This is a genomic window from Chloroflexota bacterium (genome assembly GCA_016235055.1).
Lineage (GTDB): Bacteria > Chloroflexota > Anaerolineae > JACRMK01 > JACRMK01 > JACRMK01.
This window is the reverse complement of record JACRMK010000095.1, coordinates 30,020-55,027: the sequence shown is the minus strand read 5'-3', so window position 1 is coordinate 55,027 and position 25,008 is coordinate 30,020. Positions and strand designations below refer to the sequence as shown.

Annotated in this window: 18 protein-coding genes and 1 tRNA gene; 9 read left to right on the top strand and 10 right to left on the bottom strand. The window is 63.1% G+C overall.

Features of this window, described 5'->3' with window-relative positions:
• Positions 1-17 precede the first annotated feature (17 nt).
• The 6 genes from HZB53_21900 to HZB53_21875 all read left to right on the top strand — a co-directional run bounded on the left by HZB53_21900 (position 18) and on the right by HZB53_21875 (position 6,350).
• On the top strand, positions 18-221 hold the full coding sequence (locus HZB53_21900) for a type II toxin-antitoxin system HicB family antitoxin (GenBank protein MBI5880313.1): 204 nt from the start codon (positions 18-20) through the stop codon (positions 219-221).
• Complete coding sequence (locus HZB53_21895; protein ID MBI5880312.1) at positions 218-445, top strand: type II toxin-antitoxin system HicA family toxin; 228 nt, start codon at positions 218-220, stop codon at positions 443-445. Before HZB53_21900 ends, HZB53_21895 begins: the two co-directional genes overlap by 4 nt.
• Positions 446-451: 6 nt before the next feature.
• Entirely contained in the window at positions 452-1,900 is a 1,449-nt protein-coding gene (gene gatB / locus HZB53_21890; protein ID MBI5880311.1) for an Asp-tRNA(Asn)/Glu-tRNA(Gln) amidotransferase subunit GatB, read from the top strand.
• Between the two features lie 71 nt (positions 1,901-1,971).
• On the top strand, positions 1,972-3,210 hold the full coding sequence (locus tag HZB53_21885; GenBank protein MBI5880310.1) for a Glu/Leu/Phe/Val dehydrogenase: 1,239 nt from the start codon (positions 1,972-1,974) through the stop codon (positions 3,208-3,210).
• 69 nt (positions 3,211-3,279) lie between these two features.
• A complete protein-coding gene (locus HZB53_21880; GenBank protein MBI5880309.1) occupies positions 3,280-4,509 on the top strand; it encodes a class I SAM-dependent RNA methyltransferase in 1,230 nt (409 codons plus the stop codon).
• The gene (locus HZB53_21875) at positions 4,506-6,350 is read left to right on the top strand and encodes a DUF2723 domain-containing protein (protein MBI5880308.1); all 1,845 of its coding nucleotides are present in this window, start codon (positions 4,506-4,508) and stop codon (positions 6,348-6,350) included. Before HZB53_21880 ends, HZB53_21875 begins: the two co-directional genes overlap by 4 nt.
• Here the strand turns inward: HZB53_21875 and HZB53_21870 are convergent.
• From HZB53_21870 to dnaN, 6 genes are all read right to left on the bottom strand, one after another.
• A complete protein-coding gene (locus tag HZB53_21870; GenBank protein ID MBI5880307.1) occupies positions 6,347-6,610 on the bottom strand; it encodes a hypothetical protein in 264 nt (87 codons plus the stop codon). The two genes, HZB53_21875 and HZB53_21870, sit on opposite strands and share 4 nt — an antisense overlap.
• 157 nt (positions 6,611-6,767) lie before the next feature.
• Entirely contained in the window at positions 6,768-8,099 is a 1,332-nt protein-coding gene (locus HZB53_21865; GenBank protein MBI5880306.1) for a hypothetical protein, read from the bottom strand.
• Positions 8,100-8,107: 8 nt separating this feature from the next.
• Complete coding sequence (locus tag HZB53_21860) at positions 8,108-10,111, bottom strand: ATP-binding protein (protein MBI5880305.1); 2,004 nt, start codon at positions 10,109-10,111, stop codon at positions 8,108-8,110.
• Positions 10,108-10,962: a Dam family site-specific DNA-(adenine-N6)-methyltransferase gene (locus HZB53_21855; GenBank protein ID MBI5880304.1), complete on the bottom strand. Its 855-nt coding sequence runs from the start codon at positions 10,960-10,962 to the stop codon at positions 10,108-10,110. Before HZB53_21855 ends, HZB53_21860 begins: the two co-directional genes overlap by 4 nt.
• Positions 10,963-11,101: 139 nt before the next feature.
• Positions 11,102-11,575 (bottom strand): nucleotidyltransferase domain-containing protein, encoded by a 474-nt coding sequence (locus tag HZB53_21850; GenBank protein MBI5880303.1) that lies wholly within the window; start codon positions 11,573-11,575, stop codon positions 11,102-11,104.
• A 69-nt stretch (positions 11,576-11,644) separates the two neighbouring features.
• The gene (dnaN, locus tag HZB53_21845) at positions 11,645-12,778 is read right to left on the bottom strand and encodes a DNA polymerase III subunit beta (GenBank protein ID MBI5880302.1); all 1,134 of its coding nucleotides are present in this window, start codon (positions 12,776-12,778) and stop codon (positions 11,645-11,647) included.
• Between the two features lie 322 nt (positions 12,779-13,100).
• On the opposite strand from dnaN, the gene HZB53_21840 reads away from it, so the two are divergent.
• Positions 13,101-15,539 carry an HAD-IC family P-type ATPase gene (locus HZB53_21840; GenBank protein ID MBI5880301.1) on the top strand — a complete coding sequence of 813 codons (2,439 nt, stop codon included), beginning with the start codon at positions 13,101-13,103 and terminating at the stop codon, positions 15,537-15,539.
• Between the two features lie 13 nt (positions 15,540-15,552).
• Positions 15,553-16,677: an aminotransferase class V-fold PLP-dependent enzyme gene (locus HZB53_21835; protein ID MBI5880300.1), complete on the top strand. Its 1,125-nt coding sequence runs from the start codon at positions 15,553-15,555 to the stop codon at positions 16,675-16,677.
• A gap of 75 nt (positions 16,678-16,752) precedes the next feature.
• On the opposite strand, the gene HZB53_21830 is transcribed toward HZB53_21835, so the two are convergent.
• Positions 16,753-16,826, bottom strand: a tRNA-Arg gene (locus HZB53_21830).
• A gap of 437 nt (positions 16,827-17,263) precedes the next feature.
• Between HZB53_21830 and HZB53_21825 the strand changes: the two genes are divergently transcribed.
• Positions 17,264-17,974, top strand: a complete 711-nt coding sequence (locus HZB53_21825; protein MBI5880299.1) for a hypothetical protein — start codon at positions 17,264-17,266, stop codon at positions 17,972-17,974.
• Positions 17,975-18,363: 389 nt separating this feature from the next.
• Here the strand turns inward: HZB53_21825 and HZB53_21820 are convergent, their stop codons facing one another.
• The 3 genes from HZB53_21820 to HZB53_21810 all read right to left on the bottom strand — a co-directional run bounded on the left by HZB53_21820 (position 18,364) and on the right by HZB53_21810 (position 24,934).
• The gene (locus HZB53_21820; GenBank protein MBI5880298.1) at positions 18,364-19,890 is read right to left on the bottom strand and encodes a beta-galactosidase; all 1,527 of its coding nucleotides are present in this window, start codon (positions 19,888-19,890) and stop codon (positions 18,364-18,366) included.
• A gap of 9 nt (positions 19,891-19,899) precedes the next feature.
• On the bottom strand, positions 19,900-22,845 hold the full coding sequence (locus HZB53_21815; GenBank protein ID MBI5880297.1) for a cellulase family glycosylhydrolase: 2,946 nt from the start codon (positions 22,843-22,845) through the stop codon (positions 19,900-19,902).
• 802 nt (positions 22,846-23,647) lie between these two features.
• On the bottom strand, positions 23,648-24,934 hold the full coding sequence (locus HZB53_21810; GenBank protein MBI5880296.1) for an insulinase family protein: 1,287 nt from the start codon (positions 24,932-24,934) through the stop codon (positions 23,648-23,650).
• Positions 24,935-25,008: the final 74 nt, after the last annotated feature.

The following is a 25,008-nucleotide window of genomic DNA, read 5'->3' as shown; positions in this document are numbered from 1 at the left end:
AAGAATCGGAGGTAAAGATGCGGCTCAAAGTCGTTCTGGAACCGAGCGACGAAGGCGGGTATACCGTCTTTGTGCCCTCGCTCCCCGGCTGCATCAGCGAAGGCGACACGCGCCGGGAAGCCATGCGCAACATCCGCGAGGCCATCAAGCTGTACCTTGAGCCGGTGGATGACGACTGGGTCAAAGACGACAAGACGCTCGTCCAGGAGATCGAGTTGTGAGCAAGGCGCCCAGCCTGCCATATACGCAAGTCATTCACGCGTTGCAGCGAGGCGGCTGGACAGTGGTACGACAACGGGGTAGCCACATCCGGATGCAAAAGCACGTGGGTAACGAAGTGCTAAAGATCACCGTGCCCGCACACAAACCGATCAAGCGATCAACGCTCGCCCACATTCTCAAGCAGGCGCGGCTGGATGTCGAGCAGTTTCTCGGACTGTTATGAGCAAAAATGAGCAATAGCGTTTTCGAACCCGTCATCGGCCTGGAGGTACACGCCGAACTGGCGACACGCTCCAAGATGTTCTGCGGCTGCGCCGTCGTGGATTCGACGCAGGCGGAGCCGAACACCGTCACCTGCCCGGTCTGCACGGCGATGCCGGGTGTCCTGCCGGTCGTCAACCGGCGCGCGGTCGAGTTCGGCATGATGACGGGGCTGGCGCTGCACTGCACGGTCCAGCCGTTGAGCGTCTTCGCGCGCAAGAACTATTTCTACCCCGATCTGCCGAAAGGCTACCAGATCTCGCAGTACGACCTGCCGCTGGCGACCGGCGGCTACCTCGATATCGAGACACCGGCCGGTACCCGGCGGATCCGCGTGCGGCGCGTGCACCTCGAAGAGGACACCGGCAAGCTGACGCATGTGGGCGATGCGAGCCTGGTCGATCTCAACCGCGCAGGCGTGCCGCTGCTGGAGATCGTCTCCGAGCCGGATTTGCGCTCGGTCGAAGAGGCGCGGCTGGTTGCCGAGGGGCTGCGCGCGATCCTGCGCTACCTTGGCGTCAACAGCGGCGACATGGAAAAGGGCGTGATCCGTTTCGAGGCGAACATCTCCGTGCGCCACACCGGCACGTCCGAGTTGAACACGCGCACCGAGGTCAAGAACCTCAACTCGTTCCGCGCGCTGGTGCGCGCCACCGAGTACGAGATCGCGCGGCAGTCGGCGCTGTACGAACGCGGCGAGCCGGTCATTCAGCAGACGATGGGCTGGGACGAGGCGCGCGGCGTGACGGTGCCGCAGCGCGACAAAGAGCACGCGCACGACTACCGCTACTTCCCGGAGCCGGACCTGCCCCCGCTGGTGATTGCACCGGACTGGATCGAGACGGTGCGCGCCGGACTGCCCGAACTGCCGGAGGCCAAGCGCTTGCGCTTCGAGCGCGGCTTTGGCCTGCCGGCGAGCGACGCCGATCTGCTGGCGCGCGACCGCGCCGTGGCCGCGTACTTCGAGCAGGCCGTCGCAGCGGGCGGCCAGCCTAAGGGCGTCGCCAACTGGGTGCTCGGCGAGCTGTTCCGCGCGCTGAACGAGGCGGGCGCGAGCATCGATAACGTCAAGCTCACGCCGGTACACCTCGCCGAGTTGACGGCGCTGGCCGCCAACGGCACGCTGTCCAGCACACTGGCCAAACAGGTGTTCGACCGCATGCTGGCCAGCGGCGAAGCGCCTGCGGCGATCGTGCAGGCGCAGGGCCTCGCTCAGATTAGCGACACGGGGCAGTTACAGGGTATCATTGCCCGGGTGCTCGACGAAAACCCGAAGCCGGTCGCGGATTACCTGGCGGGCAAAGAGGCGATCATCAAGTTCCTGATCGGGCAGGCGATGAAGGCGACGAAGGGCAAAGGCAATCCGCAAACCCTTGGCGATCTGATGAAAGAGGCGCTGGAAGCCCGGCGCTCGTGAACGACCCGCGCGGCCAAACATGCCGCGCGGCGACTCGAAAAGCAAATACTCCTCGAGGAGACTTAGAACCTATGAACCTGCATGAGATGGCGCTGGCGCAGTTCGAGCGAGCCGCGACGAAGCTGAACCTGTCCGAGGGCATCTATCGCGTCCTGCGCCTGCCCAAGCGCGAGTTTTCCATTAATTACCCGGTGCGGATGGACAATGGAAGCACCCGGATCTTCGGCGGCCATCGCGTGCACCACAGCACGATCCTCGGGCCCTCCCACGGCGGCCTGCGCTACCATCCCGACGTCACGATCGACGAGGTGCGCGCGCTGGCGATGTGGATGACGTGGAAGACGGCCGTCGTCAATATCCCGTTCGGCGGCGCGGCCGGCGGCGTGGACTGCGACCCGGACCACCTCTCGCAGGCGGAACTCGAACGCCTGACGCGCCGCTACGCCACCGAGATGGAAATCCTGATGAGCCCCGAAGGCGACATCCCGACGACCGACAACGGCACGAATTCGCAGGTGATGGCCTGGATCATGGACACCTACTCCATGCACAAAGGCTATTCATCGCCCGCCGTCGTGACCGGCAAGCCGGTGGAGATCGGCGGCTCGGAAGGCGGCAAAGACGCGACTGGCATCGGCATGCGCATCTGTGTGACCGAGACGATGAAGCGAAACAATGCCGCCATATTCGGCGCGACCGTGGCCGTGCAGGGCATCGGCGACGTGGGGCGGGCGTCGGCGCGCGCGCTGGCCAACGCCAACATGAGAATTGTCGCTATGAGCGACTCGCAGGACGCCGCGTACAACCCGAACGGCCTGGATCTCGAGAAACTGATCGCGCACAAAGACCGCACGGGCCGCGTGGCGGGCTTCCCCGGCAGCGACACGATCACCAACGGGGAGTTGCTCGAACTGAAGTGCGACGTGCTGGTGCCGGCGGCATTCGAGATGCAGATCACCCGCGAGAACGCGCCGCGAGTGCGCGCGCGATTCGTCGCGGAAGGCGCCAACGGCCCGACGACCCCCGAGGCCGACGAGATCGTGGCGGCCAACGGCACGATCGTGATTCCCGACATCCTGTGCAACTCGGCGAGCGTCGTCGCCTCGTACTTTGAGTGGGTGCAGGATCTGCAGAACTTCTTCTGGGACTATGCGGAGATCACCAAGCGCATGGAGACGATCATCGAGCGCGCCCTGCACGAAGTGTACGCCACGCAAGAAAAGAACCAGACCGACCTGCGCACCGCGGCGCAGATGATCGGCGTCAAGCGCGTGGTGGACGCGTACATGGCGCGCGGCATCTACCCGTAAGCCGCCCGCCGCATCGGTTATCCACGGGGAGACCGGCTGGTTGCGGTCTCCCCCTTTGATTTGGAGCGTATGCGAGTTCAATTTTCCGCCATGGCGTTCGGCGGCGAGGCGATTGCCCGCCACGAAGGCCGCGCCATTTTCGTGCCGTTCGCCGTGCCCGGCGACGACGCCGAGATCGAGATCGTCGAGGACCGCGGGCGGTTCGCGCGCGGCCGGCTGGTGAACCTGATCACCCCGGCGCCGGAACGGATCGCGCCGCGCTGCAAGTATTTCGGCGCATGCGGCGGCTGCCACTACCAGCACATGCCGTACGCGCAGCAACTGGAGACCAAGACGCAGATCGTGCGCGACCAACTGGCGCGCATCGGCGGCATCGCCGACGCGCAGGTGCATGCGACCATCGGCGCGGACGATCCGTGGCATTACCGCAACCACATCCAGTTCCACGTCGCGCCCGACGGCAAGCTCGGCTTCATGGCGGCGCGAACGAACGAGGTTGTACCGGTCGACGAGTGCCACATCCTCGCGCGGCCGATCGAGACGCTCTGGCGCGAACTGGAGCTTGAACTGCCCGACCTGGACGAGGTGATCCTGCGGGCCAGCGCGGGCACCGGCGAGCGGCTGGCCGCGCTCTGCCTGGCGAGCACCGAGGCGCTCGAAGTCGAGATCGATCTGCCGGTCAATTGCGTACTGCTGCTCGAAGACGGCAGCGACGTGGTGCTGTCGGGCGACGACTATTTCCGCGAGCAACTGGCCGGGCGCGCTTATCGCGTGTCGGCGGAGTCGTTCTTCCAGGTCAACACGCCGCAGGCGGAGCGACTGGTGCAGATGGTGGTCGAGCGCGCGCTGGCGAGCGGAGACCCGGCGCAGATGACGGTGCTGGACGCGTACTGCGGCGTCGGCGTGTTTGCGCTGACGCTGGCCGGTTCCGTCGCGCACGTCACCGGTATCGAGTCGGCGCCGTCGGCCGTGCGCGATGCACTGGTGAATACCGGCGACGCCACCAACGTGCAGATCGTCGAGGGCGCGGTCGAGGATGTGCTGCCCGAACTGACGGAGCGCTTCGACGTGATCGTGCTCGACCCGCCGCGCGAGGGCTGCGCACCGGAGGTGCTCGACGCCATCGCCGCGCACGATATCCGGCGCATCGTGTATGTCTCGTGCGATCCGAGCACGCTGGCGCGCGATGTGAAGCGGCTGGGCGGCAAGGGCTACCAGTTGACCGACGTGCAGCCGCTGGATATGTTCCCGCAGACGTTCCATATCGAGACGATTGCGGTGCTGGAGCGCACGGTGTGATGCGGCTGAACCGCGTACAAGTCGGCGCGGTAGTCGTGGCGCTCGTGCCGCTGGCCGTGTACGTGCTGACACTGCAGAACGGCTTCACGCCGGGCGAACTGCAGGGCGGCGACCCGATCACACACCAGTACGCGCAGGCGCTGTTCCGCTTCGCCAATGCGCCCGGCTACCCGATCTTCAGCATGCTCGGCGCGCTCTGGTTCCGCCTGTCGGCCATGCTGACGCCGTTCTTTAACCCGGTCGAGCGCCTGTCGTTCTACTCCACGCTGTACGCGATTCCCTCACTTATCCTAACGTACAGCTTGCTGCTCAAAGCACAACTGTCCGGCAAGCCGGCCGGCACGCAGCCGAGCGTGTTCGCCGTGTGCGTGTCGGCGCTGGCAACACTCTTCTTCGCGTTCACTTACTTCTTCTGGTACTACTCCGTTAGTTCGGAGAACTACTCGTCAGGCGTCTTGAACACGCTGGCGATTATCCTGCTGGCGATCCACTGGCAGGAGCGGCGCGACGAAGGCACGCTGCTCTGGCTCTGCTTCGCCTGCGGGCTGTCGCTGGCGCATCTGCTGACGACCGCGCTGGCCGTGCCGGCCGTCATCATCTTCGTCGTCGCCCAACAGCCGAAATACTTGCGCCAGCCGGTGCTGATCGCCAAGATCGTCGCGGTGACGGCCCTGCCGCTACTCTCGTACGCGTTCGTGTACTGGCGCGCCGCGGAGCACCCGGAGTGGCGCGGGCAGGGCGCGTGGCCGGACACGCTGACCTGGTTCCTGAAGTTCCTGACGGTCCCGCAGGGGCAGGCGGAGATGACGCTCAGTTGGGACGGCATCCCGTGGATACTCCTGCAGAAGCTGACGGCCGATCTGACGCCGGTGGTGCTCGTGCTGGGAATTGCGGGGCTATTCCTGCTGCCGCGCGCGCGGGCAGGCTTGATGCTCGGCGTGCTGGCGGTGTACGTGCCGGAGGTGTACCTCAACCGCTATGGCAACTGGTATCAGACGACGTTTGCCGTGTATCCGCTGCTGCTGATCGGCTGCGTGTTGCTGGCCGAGCGCGTTCGTAGGTGGACGGCTGTGCGCCTGCCGCCGCGCATCGTGGCTGGCACGCTCGTGGGCGCGTTTGCGCTGCTGGCCGCCAGCCGGATCGCGGTCAATTACGCGGCCACCAATCTGCGCGACCGCCCAACCGCGACCGGGCTGAACCCTGGCTGGGTGCTGCTGGCCGACAAACCGAAAACGGGCGCGGTGATCGCTGGCACGTTCGAGGAGAACCTCGCGCTCGATTATCTGGCGCAGGTCTGGGGCGCGCAGCCGCCGGTCGCGACGATCGGGCTGAAACAGGTCAACGCGGCGCTCGGCGGGCCACTGTACGCCAGCCGTGCGGTGCTGCCGCTGGTCGCGCCGCAACTGCCGCCGGACACGCATCTGTCGTCGCAGGGCACGGCACTGGTCGCGCTAAGGGTAGCACCAGAGACGATGGTTCCATCGAGCGCGTCTGTGATCGGAAAGCCTATTGTGCCCGGTCTTCAACTGGCGGCGTACGAGACGCGCCGCACGGCTACCGGCTGGCGCGTGACGCTCTACTGGCAAGCGACGCAGAGCATCGCGCGCGACATGGCGGTGTCGGTGCGGCTGGTGAAGGCGGGCGCGGAGGTGGCGCAGGCCGACGCGGCGCACCCCGTCGGCGGCTACTACCCGTTCACGCACTGGCAGGCCGGCGAGGTCGTGCGCGACGACTACGTACTGACGGGCGCCAGTGACGCTGATACGGTGCGTGTAATCCTGTATCACACGCAGGGCGGCGGGTTCGTGAACGATGTGGTGGTGGAGGTAGCGAAGCGTTAGCTTGCGAGGGAAAGTTCCGTGATGGCTGCCTGCGGAACCGTGATTGAAACAAACCACGCAGCCGGATACAAATAGTCTTCCCCCGATTCATCCACCACCCGGACAAGATCATGCGCTTTGGCGTCCCGGTCTGGAATCAGCCGATAGATTTTTCGCTCTTCCAGAGATGCCGGGTACCCGTCATTTCGAATACACAGCACGAAGCGAGGACGCGGAGACTTCAGGCGAGCCGGAATCGGTTTCGCTTGACGCTTGGGCATACGTTACTCGGACAAACAGCGCCATCGTAGAGCGAAAAGGTGACGACCTGGAATACCTGCGGAAACGCGGAACCGGCCAAGCCGCAACTCCCACACGGCAACTTCATTTGGACGCAGTTTCTTTTGGCTATGCGTCTCGTCGGACCTTGCTGGGTCCCTACAATAGATTAGGCCCTTTCATCGTTGCATCGGCAAACAGCTTCAACACCTGTGCTGAGGGATATGTTGACAGCGACGCGATGGAGTTCGCAAGTTGAATCGGGAGCAAGGCGTTCTCGTATTGGCTGCTCAAGAACTTGGGCAATGTAGCAAGTATGCGATCAATCCCGATCAATTCATGGACATCTGGTGCCTTAATGAACGTGCTCATTTGACTACTCACAGGGATGTTGAGAACGAACCGATGGCGCTCACCAACTCTAACAAACACTTTTGCGCCGTAGTTCGTATCTTTGCCGTACGCGGCGCCGCTGGAAGGGCGATGTTGAATCTGCTCGCAGATGTAATCGTGATCTGGAACGAAGAGGTGATCTACTGGTGCATCTCGCCCGACTAGTTCCAATTGATCCACAAATAAGCCGGTCTTCTCTTGCGAAACCAAATAGATCGGGTTCCCCGAACTTAGCGCATGAGTCAGCAGTCGACGGATGGGCGCTACCAACTTCGAGTACTGTGCGCGGATGGACAGGGGGCCGTCCTTAATGAACAAGCACCGCTTCAGCACGTCGGGACTTGTCTGCCAGAAGTGTCGCACGCCGGTGAAGAGCAACAGCGTCTCGTGAATGGACATATATGCGGTCGCCACGCTGTCAGATGCCGAGTCTTCGACCATGTCCTGATGAAAGCCGAGCATGTCGGTGACGAGCAATTGTCCACCGCACCGACTGCACGCCCCCTCGTCGCTGTCATACGATAGGGTTGCGTTCTTATAGCCACAATGTGGGCATTCGAAATCCGGCAGTTCCTTCCTGCCGCCAGACCATTTCTCGTACACGAGCCATTTGAACGTCTCGTATGGCTCGCCATTCAGTGTGCTGTCCTTGAACGATTCGAAGACAATGCGGCGGATCGCATCGAAGACCGACATGCCCGGCACGGTCACATGACGGAGGGGAAAGGCCGTAGCGTGGAACAGCGCAGATTCTGCCATCAGGTCACGCAGTTCAAACGGGTGCGGCGCGTCTTTGCTGATGCGTCCCAGCGCAACCTGATCAATTCGCATCAGCGCCGTTTTCACGAAGGCGACCGCCTTGTGAGGAGGTCGCTCGTCCACGATGACCTGCAGCGAGCCATCTACAGCAAAGAGTAGATCAAACGGTTGCCCCGGCGATGGAAACGGCTGCCATGCCGTCTTGTCGTCCGCGCCATCTACCTCTGGCAGTTGGAAGTTTTTCACCAGTTGCTGAACCAGCGGGCTCTGCAGCACCTCTAGATGCCCGAGTTTGCTGGCGCGTTCACCAGGCAAGTACTTGCCAGGTTGGTAAGGCATCTCGTCTCCTACTGGCTCGACTTCGCATGCAGGACGTTCAGTGGATCAAACTTATGCGCTTGCACGGGCACTACAAACCTATGAGAACGTGTCAGCATGCGCACATAGCCGGGCGTTTTCGCGCGCAAGATGTCGTCCTTCATGCTCTCATAGGCGAAGTTCATTTTCGCCAGTGCGTTGACCTCGTCTTGTGAAGAAAGATGGGCGACGAAAAAATTCTCGGTTTGTGCTAGCAAGTCACCACTGATTGTTGAAGGCGACTGTGTCGAGTATACAATGCCGATGTGGTACTTCGCGCCCTCCTTGGCAAAACGACTGTATATTGTAGTTGGGTCATCTCTGTGTGGAAACAAATTGTGCGCTTCTTCGAAATAGACTTGAACGAAGTGATTGCCCAGCTTGTTATTGCTGAACTTCTCAACCTGGTGTGCGAACACCCCTTTTGAGAGAAGGTCTGAGAAATACGCTAGCAGAATCGGATGGGCATTCCCCAAATCCAGAATAACGGTTAATCCATCGTCAAGAGACTTAAGTATGTTCTTGACAAAATCTCCGGCATGAGGATCGTGGTACATTCGGTATGGTTGGATCAATGTAGTGCCGCTTCGTCCCGGTTGAGGCTCGAGAAACTCAAGCAGCGCGATATCGTCTGGATCGAAAAGAGCATTGTTAGTTCCCGTGGTCAAAGTCGCGTGGGCTGGGTTTTCGCGCCTAAAACGATTGATGACCCCAAGTTCCCGAACGAGGTCGGCTAGGGTCCGTGGGTCCGAGGGGGATGGCGAAACCTTCGCAGCAGAAAAAGCCGCATCCCGCAAGGCCTTGCTGAAACCCGGGTCAAACCTGCTTGCCGGCTGGCCGCTCGGCGCAAGGCCCAGCAAGCGACTTTCGTCTGCTAAGAATCCAGCCTTCTTCAAGATGGCCCAGAATGCTTGAATTTTGCGGAGTGCCCTGCCTTGTTCACTTCCTACCGGTAGCTTCTTCGCTTCGTCCAGAGACGGAAGTTCTACACTCGTAAAGCTCCGAATATAGCCAGAGCTTTTTCCATCTTGCTCGAGCAAACCACCCAGAATTCTCTGCGCACTGTCCGGTTGCTCATAGAAATTGAGCTTCAGGGGTTCTGATGGGGTCGCGTCCTTTGTTGTTAGCGCGTAGACCGTACAATTGCTTGGAAACGCGCTGCGAAGTGACTTGTTCTGCGGGTTGTCGTTTGCATACTCGCCATTGATGTCGAATATCAGTTGACCGACATTCTTGCTTTCGGCTGTCGTCTCGATCAGGCTCTGCGCAATCAGCTTGACGATATTGCTCTTGCCAAGGCGCGTTTTGCCAAACATCGCGGTCCGCGCCGCGAGGAAGTCGCGCGTCGACACATTGACTGCCACGTTGGGCTGCGTCTTGTCGGGCAGGGGCAGACGGCACTCGGTCAGGCGCAGACTGCCAAGGGCGAAGCGGCTCTCATTTGGCACCAGTGTGTTGATCACTAGGTCCAGGAGCGCGTCATCCGGCGCATAGACCTTGTATTTGTGCGCGCTGACGAAGTTGTTCATGTCGCCGGAAAACTCGACCGTATCCTGCCGCTCCGGGTGAGGGTAGAACATGCCCAGCACAGCGGTATTCAGCGCGCCCCACTGCAACTCCGATTGCGTGAATACGTCCAGCTCTGGCATGGACTTCTTCTGCAACTCGAAGTAGGTCTGCTGAGTCTCTTTGGTGAGAGGCGTCGGCGCGGCATCTAACACCCGCAACAATGTGAAATGGGGCGTCGTGATCGCTTCGGGGACGGCAGGCGTCATGATCAGCAGGGAGTTGCGCGGCACGCCACCCACGGCGATCTTGAATGGGTCCGAGGTGATGATCGTCACCGTGTCGTAGTTGATGTCAAGAATGTAGCCGACGAAGCGCAGTTCGCCATACTTCTTGGCGGTTTCATTCGCCATCTCGCGATCCAGGAATTCCTGCAGCGCGCGCAGCGGATGGTTCTGTCGGGCTGCCTGATTGAAGAACGCTTTCATGAAATCCGCTCCCCGTTGGTTGGGTAGGTAGTGATCAAGAGTTCGCCTGAATTCTGTGCCATGATACCAGGTCGGCTGCCTGTGCCTCTCGGAATTTGAAGTGCATAGTTACCCCGGAATAACCGTGCAATCTCCGGATGCGCCGAGGTCGTCAGCGCCCACTGCACGCCCCGCCGCTTGGCGCTCCGGAGCGCTTTCCCTAGGCGCTCGTGGTCGGCGAAATCGAATTGCTGGCTGGCGTAGTGATCGTTGCGCAGTGCCTTTGCGCCGGGGCGATACGGCGGGTCGAGGAACAGAAAATCACCGGGGACGCATTGACCAATCGCCTCTTCGAAATCGCCACAGGCAACACGCGCCTTACGCAAAGCGCACGCCACGTCGCTCAATGTGTTCAAGTTAATGACCCAACGCCGCGCCTGCCCACCATACCCAACATTGAACTCCCCGCTGCGATTGTGCCGCCACATGCCTTTGAAGCATGTCCGGTTCAGGTACAACACGCGGGCGGCGCGCTCCGTCAGAAGCCCAGTTGCGCCCGCGCTACGCACCTGCCAGTAGTCACGCTTGCGGTTCCCGAACTGGCAGTAATGCGCCCAGACTTGCGCGGGAGACTGCCGGATACCGCGATATAGTTCAATCAGATCGGAGTTAATGTCGGAAAGCAGGGCGCGGCGCGGGTTCACATAGAAAAAAACTGCGCCGCCACCGACAAACGGCTCGACATATCGCCCACTGATCGTCTCCGCCGCTGGCAGGTAGGCACCAAGAAACTCGAGCATCCGGCGTTTGCTGCCGGGGTAACGAAGGAAGTGCGTGACAGCGCCGATTCGCGGCTGGGAGCCATTCATCATGTGCATGCACCTGTGTCGAATCTGGCGGAGGTATGGTGAATTGTGCGTAAGAATTGGAAACCGGGTGCCCTCTCGTCGCTTCGTGAAAGGGCGTGGGGGGAGACCTTGTGAGCAACACTTCGTCGGTGTCCTGAAGCACTCACCGCCCCCATTCAAGCGACCACGGGTTGGTCGGTTCCTGCTTCCAGTGCCACCGGTCACCGTTCGGTGTTCGCTCGCGGTATAAGCCTTTGCGCGCCAGCAGGTTTTGCAGTTCCAGCAACTTGCGGGCCGCGTAACCGCGCGGATCGTACAGAATTGTTCCATCGAGCGCGATGTCAAGATAGAGGGACGGCAGGTGCATCTCAAACTCGTCCGGCGTGCGCGCCAGAATCGAAATCGCGCCCCGGCAGTCCAGCGGCAGCGACCGTTTCAGGTAGAAATGGCGCTCGAGCGTGCGTTCGGGCAAGCCTTCGGCGATCACCAGCAGATCCCAATCGCTGTCCGCCGTGGCATCCCCCCGCGCGCGCGACCCGAATAGCACGATCGCCACCAGTCGATCGCCGAGCGCGACGTGGAGAGAGTCTGCCGCGCGTTCGGCCACGTCAAGTTGCGTTGGTTGTGCTGACGTCATCGCGCTACCTCAAAACCAACGACGGAGAACGATCCCTTGTTCTCCGTCGCACCGATAATTCCGTAGCATCTACCGCCCCACATGCATCGGCATGATCACATGCACAAAGTCGTCGGAGCCGACCGGCTTGAAGACGCCCGGCTTTTCCGGCGCCAGCGTCTCCAGTGCGACCTGCGCCGTGCCCATCACGCCGAGCACCTCGGCCAGGTAGCGCGCGTTGAACGCGATCTCGACCGCCGGGCCGTCCACCGTCGCGTCCACTTCGCCGACCTGGTCGCCCATCTCCGCCGAGGTGGCCGAGATGACCATGCGCCCCGGCGCGATGTCGGTGCCCGGCTCGACGGCGATGCGCACGATGTTGTTGGCGTCCTTGGCGAAGAACGACGCCAGCTTGACCGCCTTCAGGAAGTCGACGGTGCCGACGACGGTGCGCGTGTTGCGCCCCTTCGGCACCAGGCCGAGCACGTCCGGGTAGTTGCCCTCGACCAACTGCGTGACCAGTTCGGTGTGCGAGGTGTGGAAGACCGCCTGGTTGCGGTTCTTGGTGATCGTGACCTCGACCGGCTCCTCGTCGTCGCCGATGATGCGGCTCAGCTCGATCAGCGCGCGCGCCGGGATGATGACCGAGGCGACGCCCGCGCTGCCCGAGGCCACCGGCCCCTTGCGCACCGACAGGCGGAAGCCGTCGGCGGCCGCCAGCGACATCTTGCCTTCCTCGAAGCGCGCCAGCACACCAGTCAGCACCGGGCGGCTCTCGTCGCTGGCGGCGGCAAACGCGACCTGGTTGATGATGGAGCGCAGCGTCGCCGGCTCCAGCAGGACTTTGTTTTCCGTGCCCGGGCTCGGGATAATCGGGAAGTCCTGCGCGTCCAGGCCTTTGATGTTGGACTCGTAACGCGAGCACTTGAGATTGAGCGTCTGCGTGCGCACGGTGAGGTCCATATCGATGCGCTCGGAAGGCAGGGAGTTTACAAATTCCGCGAGCAGTTTGGCCGGCACGGTGGTCGTGCCCTCTTCCTCGACCTTGGCGCCAATCCAGGTGGTGATGCCGATCGTCAGGTCGGTCGCCGCCAGTTTAAGGCGCGACTGGTCGGTGGCGATCAAGATGTTATTGAGCACCGGCAGGGTGCTGCGGCTCGACACCGCGCGCGACACGAGGCTCAGACCCTTCTGTAGGTTTTCCTGCAGGCACGAAACCTTCACAGACGACCTCCGGGCAAGTTTGGACTTGTGCTATTGTAGCCTGACTTGTCCGGCGCGGCAAGTCCTGTATAAATCGAACCGCAGAGGACGCAGAGAGCGCAGAGAAAAGACTTCCAACCGCAAAGGGCGCGAAGGACGCAAAGAAAATCATTTCTTCCTTTGCGCTCTTTGCGTGCTTTGCGGTTAGTTATGCGTTGCCGCTGCATCCTCTGCGTTCTCTGCGGTTTATTCTGGTGCCGCGCTTTGCCGCGCTTCGCCTTTCTGCTATCATAGCCGCATTGTGTCGGGGAGCGTGTCCCGTCAGGGAGATATCGCTGTGTCTATGCCGTCCATTCAAGGCCTGTCGTCCAGCGAAGCCGCCGCGCGGCGCGCGCGGGGCGAGGGCAATACCGTTTCGTTCCAGCATACGCGCTCGTACGCGCAGATCGTTCGCGAGAACGTCTTCACGTTCATCAACAACGTCCTCTACGTGCTCGGCATCGCGCTGATCCTGCTCGGCCGCGTCAGCGATGCGGTCGTGTCGGTCGGCGTCGTGTCGGTCAACATCATCGTCAGCGTCGTGCAGGAGATCCGCGCCAAGCGCACGCTCGACCGCATCAGCCTGCTGACGCGCCCGCACGCCAGCGTGGTGCGCGACGGGCAGGAGCAGACCCTCGACCCGTCCGAGGTCGTGCTCGGCGACGCGCTGCGCGTCGGCGCGGGCGACCAGATCGTCGTCGACGGTGTGGTGCTCGACGGCCGCATGGACGTCGACGAATCGCTGCTGACCGGCGAGTCCGATCTGGTCCCCAAGCAGCCGGGCGACGAGGTCTTCTCCGGCAGCTTCTGCGTCTCGGGCACGGCGTACTACGAGGCGCGGCGCGTCGGCGCGCAGAGCATGGCCAACCAGATCACGGCCGGCGCGCGCGCGTTCCGCCGCGTGCTGACGCCGCTCCAGCGCGAAGTCAACCTGGTGATCCGCGTGCTGGTGCTGGTCGTCGCATACTTCGAAATCCTGCTGATGACCAGCGCGTACGTCAACGGCATCCCGCTGGTGGACAGCGTGCGCATGTCGGTCGTGCTGGCCGGGCTGGTGCCGAACGGCCTGTTCCTCGCGATTGCCGTGGCCTATTCGCTCGGCGCGGTGCGCATCGCGCGGCAGGGCGCGCTGGTGCAGCAGGCCAACGCCATCGAATCGCTGAGCAACGTCGACGTGCTGTGCATGGACAAGACCGGCACGCTGACGGCCAACCGCATCCAACTCGAGTCGATTCACGCGCTGGGCGGCACGCCGGAGCCCGAGTTGCGGCAGCTGCTGGCCGACTATGCCGCGAGCACGGCCGGCGGCAACCGCACCAACGAGGCGCTGGCCGCCGCCGGCAGCGGACAGGCGCGGCGCGTGCGCACGGACGTTCCATTCTCGTCGGCGCGCAAGTGGAGCGCGCTGGCGTTTGATGACGGGAGCGGCGCGTATGTGCTTGGCGCGCCGGAGATGATCCGTGACCAACTGGCGGCGGGCCCGGCTGACTGGACCGCCATCGCCGAGGACGGCACGGCGCAGGGGCTGCGCGTGCTACTGTTCGCGCGCGCGCCCGCCGGCGAACCGCTTCAAGACGCCTCCGGCGAGCCGCGCCTGCCGTCCGGGCTGGCGCCGCTCGGCATCGTCCGCTTCAGCGACGAACTGCGGGCGGAGGCGCGCGAGACGCTGGCCAAGTTCCGCCAGACCGGCGTCCAGCTCAAGATCATCTCCGGCGACAACCCGCAGACGGTTGCCGCGCTGGCGCGCCAGGCCGGGTTCGACGCGGGCACGCACATGATCTCCGGGCCGGAGATGGACACGCTCGACGAGGCGCAGTTCGCGCAGGCCGCCGAGGACGCGATGATCTTCGGGCGTGTGACCCCGCAGCACAAGGAGCGGCTGGTGCAGGCGCTCAAGAAGCGCGGGCACTACGTCGCGATGATCGGCGACGGCGTCAACGATGTGCTCTCGCTCAAGCAATCCAACCTGGGCATCGCGATGCAGAGCGGCAGCCAGGCGACGCGCAGCGTGGCCGACATCATCCTGCTCAACGACTCGTTCGCGTCGCTGCCGGCCGCCTTGATGGAAGGCCAGCGCATCATCAACGGCATGCAGGACATTCTCAAGATCTTCCTGACGCGCGTCCTGTATGTGTCGCTGCTGTTTCTCTCGACCGGACTGGTCCGCGGCTTCCCGTTCGGGCCGAAAGAGAGCTCGCTGCTGGCGTTGTTCACGGTCGGCATCCCGACCGTGGCGCTGGCGATTTGGGCGCGGCCCGGCATGCGCCGCAACCGCAACCGGAACCTGATGCGCTCGCTGGTGCATTTCGTGATTCCGGCGGCGGCAACGATCAGCCTCGCCGCGCTTGGCGTGTACATCGCCGTTCTCAAGGCGCACCTCGGGCCGGGCGCTTTAGCGGACCCGGCGGCTATGGATAATGCGCAACTGATCGCGCAGACCGCGCTGACCACCGTCAGCGTCCTGTGCGGTCTGATGCTGTTGGTCTTCGTGGAGCCGCCGACGCTCTTCTGGACCGGCGGCGATGTGTACAGCGGCGACTGGCGGCCGACGATCCTGGCGGGCATCCTGCTGGTCGCCTTCCTGGGCGTCATGCTGACGCCGCTGCGTGACCAGTTCGAGTTGGCGCGGTTGGAATTCGCCGACTTCACGCTGATCGCCGGCGTGGTGCTGATCTGGGGCGCGCTGGTGCGCTGGGCCTGGCGCAACCTCTGGCTGGAACGTTTCTTGAGCGAAGAGTCATAGAACTGGAGAAGATATGGACGCGACCATTCGCGCGCAGTTTCCGCTGTTGAACGACGTCACGTATCTGAACTCGGCGTCGGTCTGCCTGATGCCGGTCGTCTCGCAGGATGCGGGGCAGTGCTTCCGCGAGCAGATGTACCGCCGCCGCCCGGATGCGCTCGACGCGTGGCTGGCGCAGATGGAGGTCGTGCGCGGCGACGTGGCGCGCTTCATCGGCGCGCAGCCGGGCGAGGTCGCTTTTGTCGGCAATACCGGCGACGGCGAGACGCTCGTCGCCAACGGGCTGGAGTTCCGGGCCGGCGACAATATCGTGATCGACGACCTGGAGTATCCGTCGGGGCACATCGTCTGGCGCGAGACCGCGCGCCGCTTCGGGTTGGAACTGCGCGAGGTGCAGAGCGTCAACGGCGCGGCCACGCCGGAGATGTTCGCGTCGATGGTGGACGACCATACACAGCTGGTGGCGGTGGCGCACGTTTCGCACCACAACGGTTACCGGCACGATCTGAAGGCGCTGTCCGCGCTGGCGCATGCGCACGGGGCGCTCGTGTTCGCCGACGCCACTCAGGTCGTCGGCTCGTTCCGGATGGACGTGCGCGACCTCGACGTGGATTTCCTCGTCTGCGCGACGTACAAGTGGACGCTGGGACCGCTGGGGCTGGCGTTCTTCTACGCTAAAGCGGAACTGATGGACGAGTTGCAGACAAGCCGCTGGGGATGGATGCAGGCCGCCGAATCCGACGCGAAGGGCCGGCCGATCCGCTTGCGCAGCGACGCGCGCAAGTTCGAGTACGGCACGCTGCCTTTTCAGGGACTGGTTGAGCTCAAAACGTCGCTGGAGTTCTTGCAGGAGATCGGCATGGAGCGCGTGGAGGCGCAGGTGTTCGCGCTGAATGAGCGCCTGCATGCCGGGTTGCGCGCCGCCGGCGCCGATGTCTGGACACCTGCGGGAAACCGAACCGGCATGCTGACGATCCACAACCTCGATGCCCGGCGCGTCGGCGAAGCGCTGGAGCGCGAAGGCATCATCACCGCGGTGCGCCCGGCGCCGCGCAACCAGATCCGCATCTCGGCGCATTTCTACAACACGGATGCGGAGATCGACCGGTGCGTTCAGGCCGTTGGACGGCTATTGTGAGCGGTTAGCGGCCGGTTTTGTTCAATAATTTGTAAAAATAAAAACCCCGACCGGTTGATTGGTTGGGGTTCTTCTTGCGCCCGACAGGAATCGAACCTGTAGCCTAGGCGTTAGGAGTGCCTCGCTCTGTCCTTTTGAGCTACGGGCGCTGATGGACAACCATCGACAGTATAACACACACTGTGGATGAAAACCAAAAGGTTGTGGAAAAATCATGTGGATAAGCATCACTTGTCCACATGCTCTATTACACAATCTTTACAATTTGTGGACTGGCGTATGGATTCTTGGTCTGAAAAGGCGGAAAACATCCCCGAAGCATCCACCGTTTCGTGGTTCACACTTTGGGCGAACAGCACCGATTGACGAGTCCCGCTTGCTGAAGGGCCTGCATATAGCGTCTTTAGCGCCCTTTTGCGCTCCTCTCCACCAATCCACAGTCCCTACTAGTACTATATCTATATTAGTAGTCATCAGGCGCAGGCTTCGGCTTCTGTATTCAATCGCGATGCTGTGAGCAAGTCCGGATTAGTTTCCATGAAACGTAAGCCTTGCGCCTGCTGTGCAACAATGTTATCATCGAATCATGGAAACCCGAGCGTACGCGATTGCCTTCATGGGGGTGCTTGCCATCATCTGTCTGGGCGCCTATGTCGCCGTGTCCGCGCTGTTCGATACTGGAGGCGATCCGATCGTGCGGTTTGATGCCAACCAGACGCCGTCGGCGGTGCCGGTGACCACGCGCGGCGGCACGCGCACGCCGACGCCGACCAATACGCCATTTGTCCCGTTTATCCCGACGCTGATCTTCCCGACCGCCACACCGGTGCCGCCCACCGTGACGCCGACCCTGCTGCCGCTGCCCACGCGCATTCTGCCGACGCGCACGCCAACGCCGACCGACACGCCGGTGGTGACCCCGACGCCGGTGCCGCCTGCCGGTCCGACCGCAACGCCGACGATTGATCCGAGTACTTTCCAGTATCGGGTGGATAGCGGCCCAACGGTGAGCACGCGCGGCTGCTCGTCTGGCTATTATATCTACGGGTTTGTGCGCGACGCGCAGAATAACCCTCTGACTGGCGTGCGCGTCAAGTACGGCGTGCGCAACGTCATCAACCCGCCGGTCGCGGTCACCGAGGCGAAGGGGTATGAACTCGTCGTGCGCTCGGACACGCGCTGGTACGTTCAAATCGTGGATGCTGGCGAGCGGCCGTTGAGCCCCAGTGTGGACGTGCAGATGCCGCCCGCCGATAGCGGTTCGTGCTGGGTCAAACTGGACTGGAAGCGGAACTGAGCGGTAACCACGGATAACGCGAAATGACGCAAGTAGCAATCGGTCATGCCGTTGCCCGCTGGCTTCGGGCCAGCGGGCGCTAAACGGTCAGCGGTGCTGTCCAGCGGCTTCACGCCGCTGGACGTAAAGCACGCCTGGGCTGGAGGCCAGGCGCAACGAGGCCGCTGACCAGCGGCGGGCATCCAGTGTACTCCGACCGAGAGAGCTGTTCAGGGCAGGCATTTGCTGGACTCCCGCTTTCGCGGGAGTGACAGTGCGGCGGGCCTTCTGTGCAACATTGGCTATGGCGCGCCGGCCTCCGCGTAGATTCGCGTTATTCGTGGACAAACAAACACGGCGGATGAGCCTGACTCATCCGCCGTGTTGTATTTCGGATTCGGACCACCTGTCTATTGCGGAGGCGGGTGGATCGGCTTCTGCATCGACTTCAGCGCGTTGTAAGCCGGGCGCGGCGAGCCGTCGGGGTTGGTGATGGCCCACCAGTATTGCTCGTTGTCCTTCGTCCATGTCGGGTCGCTGATGTAGATCAGGCTCATCAATCCGATCCACGGCGTCCAGTTGTCGTAGGCGTACTTGTAGGCGCGCACCAGGTAGTCGGATTTGGTCTGCTCGCTGACGGCGAACCACGCATACGACGGGTGAACCGTGTCGCTCGTCCAGCCAAACTCCAGCAGTGCAACCTGCTTCTTCGTGTCGCCGTTCTTGACCATCACGGCACGCAGGTCTTCCGCATGCCGGAAGCAGTAGACGCGGCGCAACTCTTCCGGCACGCCGCCGGCGAAATCGCCGGGGTTGGCCAGGTTCGGGTTGCGCGCCACCTCTCCGGGGTCAGCTTCGGGCGAAGCGCGGAAGCCGGCGCCGTGCACGCCGAGCAGATCGAAATACTTGGACGCGCCGGCGCTGTACATGTCCTGCAGGTAGTACACATCCGGCCGCGCAACGTTGTCGTTGCGCGAGGTCGGCGACAGCCCAGCCGAGACGACCCACGCGAACGGGTCGGCGGCTTTGATCGCCGTGTAGGCGATGCGCAACATATCGGTGTACTCTTTGGCGCTGGGCGCCTTGCCGCACCACTCGCGCGCGAGGTTCGGCTCGTTCCAGACTTCATAGGCGCGGATGCGCCCGCGGTAGCGGGTGGCGACGGCGGTGACGAAGTCGGCGTAATCCTGCAACTTCTTCGGCGGACCCTGAATCAGGTCTTTGGCCGGATCGTCGCTGTGGCAGCCGGGCGCAGCCCAGTCCGGCGCGAAGTCAAGCCGCACCACCAGGTCCATACCGGCATCGTTCATGTTCAGGACGATGCGGTCGGATTTGCGCCAGTCGAACTGCCCCTTGGACGGCTCCATGTCGCGCCAGCCGAAGTTCTGCTTGATCCAACTGAAGCCAGCGTTGCGCACGAGCGAAATGTCGCGATCCATCGTATCGGCGCGCCACCAGAGAAAGGCCTGCATGCCGTACTCCGGCGAGCCCATCGGCAGCGCGATCGGCGCGGGGATGCCCGGCAGCTTGGCCTGCTGCCAGTTGAACGTGGGCGACGGGCGCGGGCCGGGTCCGGCGGGCGTCGCCGTGGCGGGCGCGCTGGTCGGCTGCCCACTGGTGGGTCGCGTGGGCGTTCCTTGTGGCGCGGGAACCGTCGGCGTCACGTTCTGTGCGACTACGGTCGCCGCCGAGGTGGCTGTGAGCGTGGCCGCGCTGCTCGGGACCGTCGCGGACGGCGCGCGCGACGGCTGCGCCGATGGCGTTACGTCCGACGTCGTGGCCGTAGGCCGCGCCGATGCCGGCGGCAGGCTGAACAGCACGATGCCGGAGACAGTGATGCCAAGCAGGCATACGCCGAGCAGCAATACGGCGCCGGCGAACGCGGCGATCATCCGGCCGTTTACACGGCCGAAGTCAAACGGGTTTTTCCGGTTCATGGGCGGCCGTTACTTCGGCATGGCCGCCAGTGCGCCAAAGGATGGGCGCGGCTGGTTGTTGGCGTATGTGATGGCGAATGCCGACTTTTCGTCACCCGGCGGGTTATTGTAGTTTAAGCACCAGGTGAACATGACGCCCATGTAGCCCGACGCCTTGCCGATCTGGTACGCCTGCACAAGCCAGGCGGCCTGCTGCGCTTCGGTGTTGTCGGCCGCGTAGCCGTAGCCATTCGCCGGCGCCACACCCAGTCCATCCACCGTGGCCCAGCCGAACTCGGTGGCCCAGATGCGCTTGCCACCATCACCGTTGGCGACCATGATATTGCGGTAGCCCTCGATCGTGCCGCGGAAGCACCATGACGGCGAGCGGTTGTCAAACGGGCCGCGGAACTTGGCGGTCGGATTGGTGACTGAGCGCCAGTCGCCGTCGGCGGGGCAGTTGTAGCCCGACGGGTGCGCGCCGATCGCGTCGCTGTACTGTTTCAACCCCAGCGTGTACATCTGGTTCAGGTACGACTGGTCGTCAATTGCTATGTCGCCGTCGTTCAAGCCGGTCGGCGTCATGGCGCCGCTGACGACGATGGCATCGGCGTCCTGCGCCTTGATCGCCGTGTAGGCCGCTTTGAGCAGTTCGATGTAGCGGCCCGCGTTCAGCTTGCGGCCGCGACCGCCCCATTCGTAGTACAGGTTCTGCTCGTTCCAGATCTCGTACGCCATACCTTTGCCCTTGTAGCGGGCGGCGACCTGCGAGACAAAAAACGCATAGGTCGCAGGATCGGACGGTGGCCCCTCATCCGTGTCGCCCGGCGGACGCGACCAGCGCGGCGCCTTGACGATGCTGAACAGCACGCGCAGGCCCTGTGCCTGCGCCGCGTTGACGACGCGATCCATCATGCTGAAGTCGACCTGTCCAGGGGCCGGGTAGAAGTAGCCGTACGGCACCTGCGCCTTGACCCAGCCAAAACCCATGCTTTTGATCTGGCCGGTGGCGCCGCTGATATTGTTGCCGGGATCTACCTGCATGCCGTAGCCGAAGAAGCCGGGCGCGTTGACCGGCGCGGGACCGGGCGGGGGCGCAGCCGGCCGCGGCGTGTTGGTCGGGCGCGGAGCGGATGGCGTGTTGGTCGGCACCGGGGTATCGGTCGGGATCGGCGTCGGCGTGTTGGTCGGAATGGCGACGGCCACTTCGACCGACTGGCCGGGGCGCGGTGTGCCGTTCACCGCGATGGCGGCGCCGATCTTGTACTTGTCGGGCACGGGCGCGGCCGTCCAGACGAACACGGGGTCGCTGCCGGTCAGCGGGCGGCGCTCCACCTGGATCTGCTTGCCGGTGCCGTCCGAGACGGTCCAGACGCGCTCATACAGCGGCTGCTGGAAGTTCTGGCCGGTCTGCTTGTACTGCGCGATCGCCTGCCAGACGCTCGGCTCGGTGTCCGTGCCGATCAGTCCGCGGAACGAGACGCCGCGCAGGTTGTAGCGGCTGGCGAGCGCCATTTTGAACGTGAGGCTTTCGGCCGTCTCGATGTAGACGGCGTGATCGCGGCCCTGCTCGTCCTTGTAAGTGTAAACGTATGCTTTGGTCTGCTCGTCGCGCTTGAAGCCGCTGAAGCCGGCCGGCGTGTTAGCCGTGAAGCGCACGCCCTGGAACGGCATCGCGTACGTCTCGGTCAGGCCCTCAATCTTGATGTCGCTGATCAGCGACTTGAGCGCGTCGCCATAGGAGCGCGTGGAAGTCTGATTGCTGTAGCGATCCTGCACCTGCGCGTCGAGCGCAAACTGCAGCTTGTAGCGGCTGACGCGGGAAACCGCCCAGTTCAGCAGCTTCTCCATCGGGCCGTCGGTGCGGTAGGCGTTGTTGGCCGTCATGGACGGCAACTTGATGCCATCAGCGGCTTTGCCGATGACCGCCCAGTCGTATGCGCCGGTGTCGTACTCGTCGTCCGCGACCTGGCTGGGCAGGGGCACGCTGATCGTCAGCATCTTGCCGCGCGCGTGCAGCTCGGCGGCCAGTTCGGTGACAAACTTCGAGAAGTACTCGCGCACCTCCGGCTTGAGACCCTGGTAGTTGATCTCCACACCAGGCAGCAGGTTCTGCACCAGGTAGTCGCTGATCGCCTGCACATGCGTCCCGCGCGACTTGTCGTTGACCAGCATATTGGTGACGTAGTCGGAGCGCGTGGTGCCATTTTCGATGTTGGTGATGCTCGGCACCACGACGTACGTCTGCGACGGCGGCACCGCAATGAGCGTGCCCGCCAGCGAACCGTCTTCCTTGACCGTCAGGCCCAGCGGATTGACCTCAACCAGTGCGGCGGCGCCTTCTTTAGGCAGGTTGGCGACGGCGACCATTTCGGCTGCGATAGTCGGCGGCGTGGCCTTGGTCTGCACAATCGCGATCGCCTGCGGAAGCGTGCCGAGGCTGGTTTCGCCGTTGTCATCCAGGAAGAACTTGCCGGGCTGGAACTGCCACTGCGCGCCGTCCCAGGTGTAGAAGTCCAGCGTGTTGATCGGGTCGGCGTCGTCGGGCACGGGCGAACTGAAGAAGCTGTCTTTCGGCGCGTCGCCCTTGAGCGTGAAGACGTACACGGAGCTTTTCAGGTCCAGGTTCGGCGGGAAGGCGGCCAGCGCCTTGGCCATGTCATCGCCGGCCTTTTTACCAAGGAAAGCGTCGCGGCTGACGCTGGCGAACTTCATTTTGGTGGAGCCGATCGCAGCCATGCCGTCCGACGAGATCGACAGCAGCGTACCGTCTTTATCGGTGAAGTCGGCGCCGTTCTTGCCGACGCTGCGGTAACCGGCATCGAAGATGCGGTCGGGCAAAGAGATTGGGGGCAGTACCAATCCGAGGATAATCAGCGCGGGAATGACGAGAAAGTTGATGATACAACCGATGCCTCGGCTGTCGGCAACGCGGGTGATGAGCGACGGTTGCCGCTCCGGGCTGTTCTGCATCATACGTCGGTGAACCTCTCTATTATGTAACGTGCATGTCACGGCACGGCTACGCTGTCGCGTCGTGTGAGCCCGGGCCGGGCGCCAAACAAAAATCCGCCGCAGCGCGCGAATGAAACGGATCTGCCGGACACCGCCTTTTGTGCGGAATCTAGCATGAACACTGACCGATTATAGAAAGGGGTATACCTTTTGTCAAAAGCGGTGGCAGAAAAGGTGTTACGGGTTATGCAGCCGACAGGACAACGGACGCCGGTCGGTGGCTTCGCTGCGACTGGGCTTCACGCCCAGTCGCGCTAAGCGTCCAGCGGCCCGAAGCCGCTGGACAGCGCCGCCGACCGATAAGCGCACCCTGGCGATGTCCTGTGCGGCGGGGCGTTCGCCCCGCTCCGCGCCGGAGGCGCGGGCACAGGATGAAGGCCAGTGTGCATCGAACGGACAAACGGACAGTATGACAGGTTGACAAAGGGGGACAAGATGACAGGGTGATGGGGGGGACCGGATGATTAGGTGACATAACGAAAAGGTGACAGGGCGACCGAGTGGCCTCCCTGTCTGGTTTTGACGCTTTACGTGCCGAGCCGCTGCCTAGTATTTGACCAACAAGTTTTGCGTAGCGATTCCTGGCGAATGTTCAGAAAGAAGAAATCGCGGCCCCATTCGAGCCAACCCAAGAAACTGTGCCCGATTGGCAGAACGGGCCAAGGACGGCCTGGTGATGTGCATGCATTCTGCTGAGTGACGCACACGTTCGGATCGTCGAACAGATGTCGTGATTCTTTCTCTTGGCTACTACGCCGCAGAATTAATTGGTCAAACCACTAGCCGGCTGAAACCAGCCGACGGTGCGGTTGCGGCGCGTGAGGTAGGTCTGCGCGACGCGCTGTACGTCCCGGGGCGACACATCGGCCAGCCGGTCGGTGAAGAGCGCGGTATCCTCGTACGAGTTAAGACACTCCAGCAGGCCGACCAGATACGCCTGCGACGTTACGCGCTCGGTGGCGTAAGCAAACTGCGCGCGCGTCTGCTTGACCGCCTTGGCCAGTTCGGCGGCGGACGGCGGCTTGCTGGCGATGCGGTCCAGTTCGGCAAAGACCGCGTCCTCGACGGCGCGCAGTGTGCACCCGTCGCGCACCGTCGCCGTGACATCGAACAGGCCCGGGTCGCGGTTCAGCCCGTAGCTGCTCGACACATCGGCCGCCAGTTCCGTCTCGACCAGCGCGCGATACAGCCGGGAGCTTTTGTACAGTCCGATGCTGCCGCCGAAGTACGACATGCCCTTGCCGCCCGAGAGAATCGCATCGAGCGCGATCAGCGCGGGCGTGTCGGCGTGCGCCAGCGCGGGCGTGTGGTACACGGCGCGGAAGTACGCCGTCGTGCCCTGCTTTTCGAGCAGCACGCGCCGCTCGGCCTCCTGCGGCGGCTCGACGGAGCGCACCGCCGGCGGCGGCTGGCCCGGCGTGTACGCACCGAACAGCGTCTCGATCTGCTTGAGCATCGCGCCGGTCTGAAAATCGCCGGCGACGACGGCGATTGCATTGTTCGGCGCATAGAAGCGGCGGTAGTGCGCGTGCAGATCGTCGCGCGTCATCGCCTGCAGGTCGCACTTCCAGCCGATGACGCCGTGCTGGTACGGGTGGACGTGATACGCGGTCGCGATCACGTCCTCGAGCAACTGGTAGGCCGGGTTGTTCTCGTGCCCTTCGCGCTCGGAGATGATAACGGTGCGCTCCGATTCGACCTCGCCCGTCTCGAACGCCGCGTTGCCCATCAGATCGGCGAGGATCTCCAGCGCGATGCCCAGCCGGTCGGCTGGCATGGTGAACAGGTAGCAGGTGTAGTCGAGGTCGGTCAAGCCGTTGTTGAAGCCGCCGTTCTTCGAGGTCAGCACATCGATCACGCCTTTGCCAAAACGCGGCGTGCCCTTGAACATCATGTGCTCGCACCAGTGGCTGGCGCCGGTGAGGCCGGGGATTTCATCGCGCCCGCCGACGCGGTAGAACGTCCAGGCGGACGCCACCGGCGCGCTGTGCTGCTCGCACAGGAGGACGGTCAGGCCGTTGGGCAAGACATGACGAGTGACAGGAATCATTCACGCTCCAGAAGTAAGGCGTACAAATCGGCAACGGACAGCGGCACACCCATGCAGTCCAGCACGGAACGCAG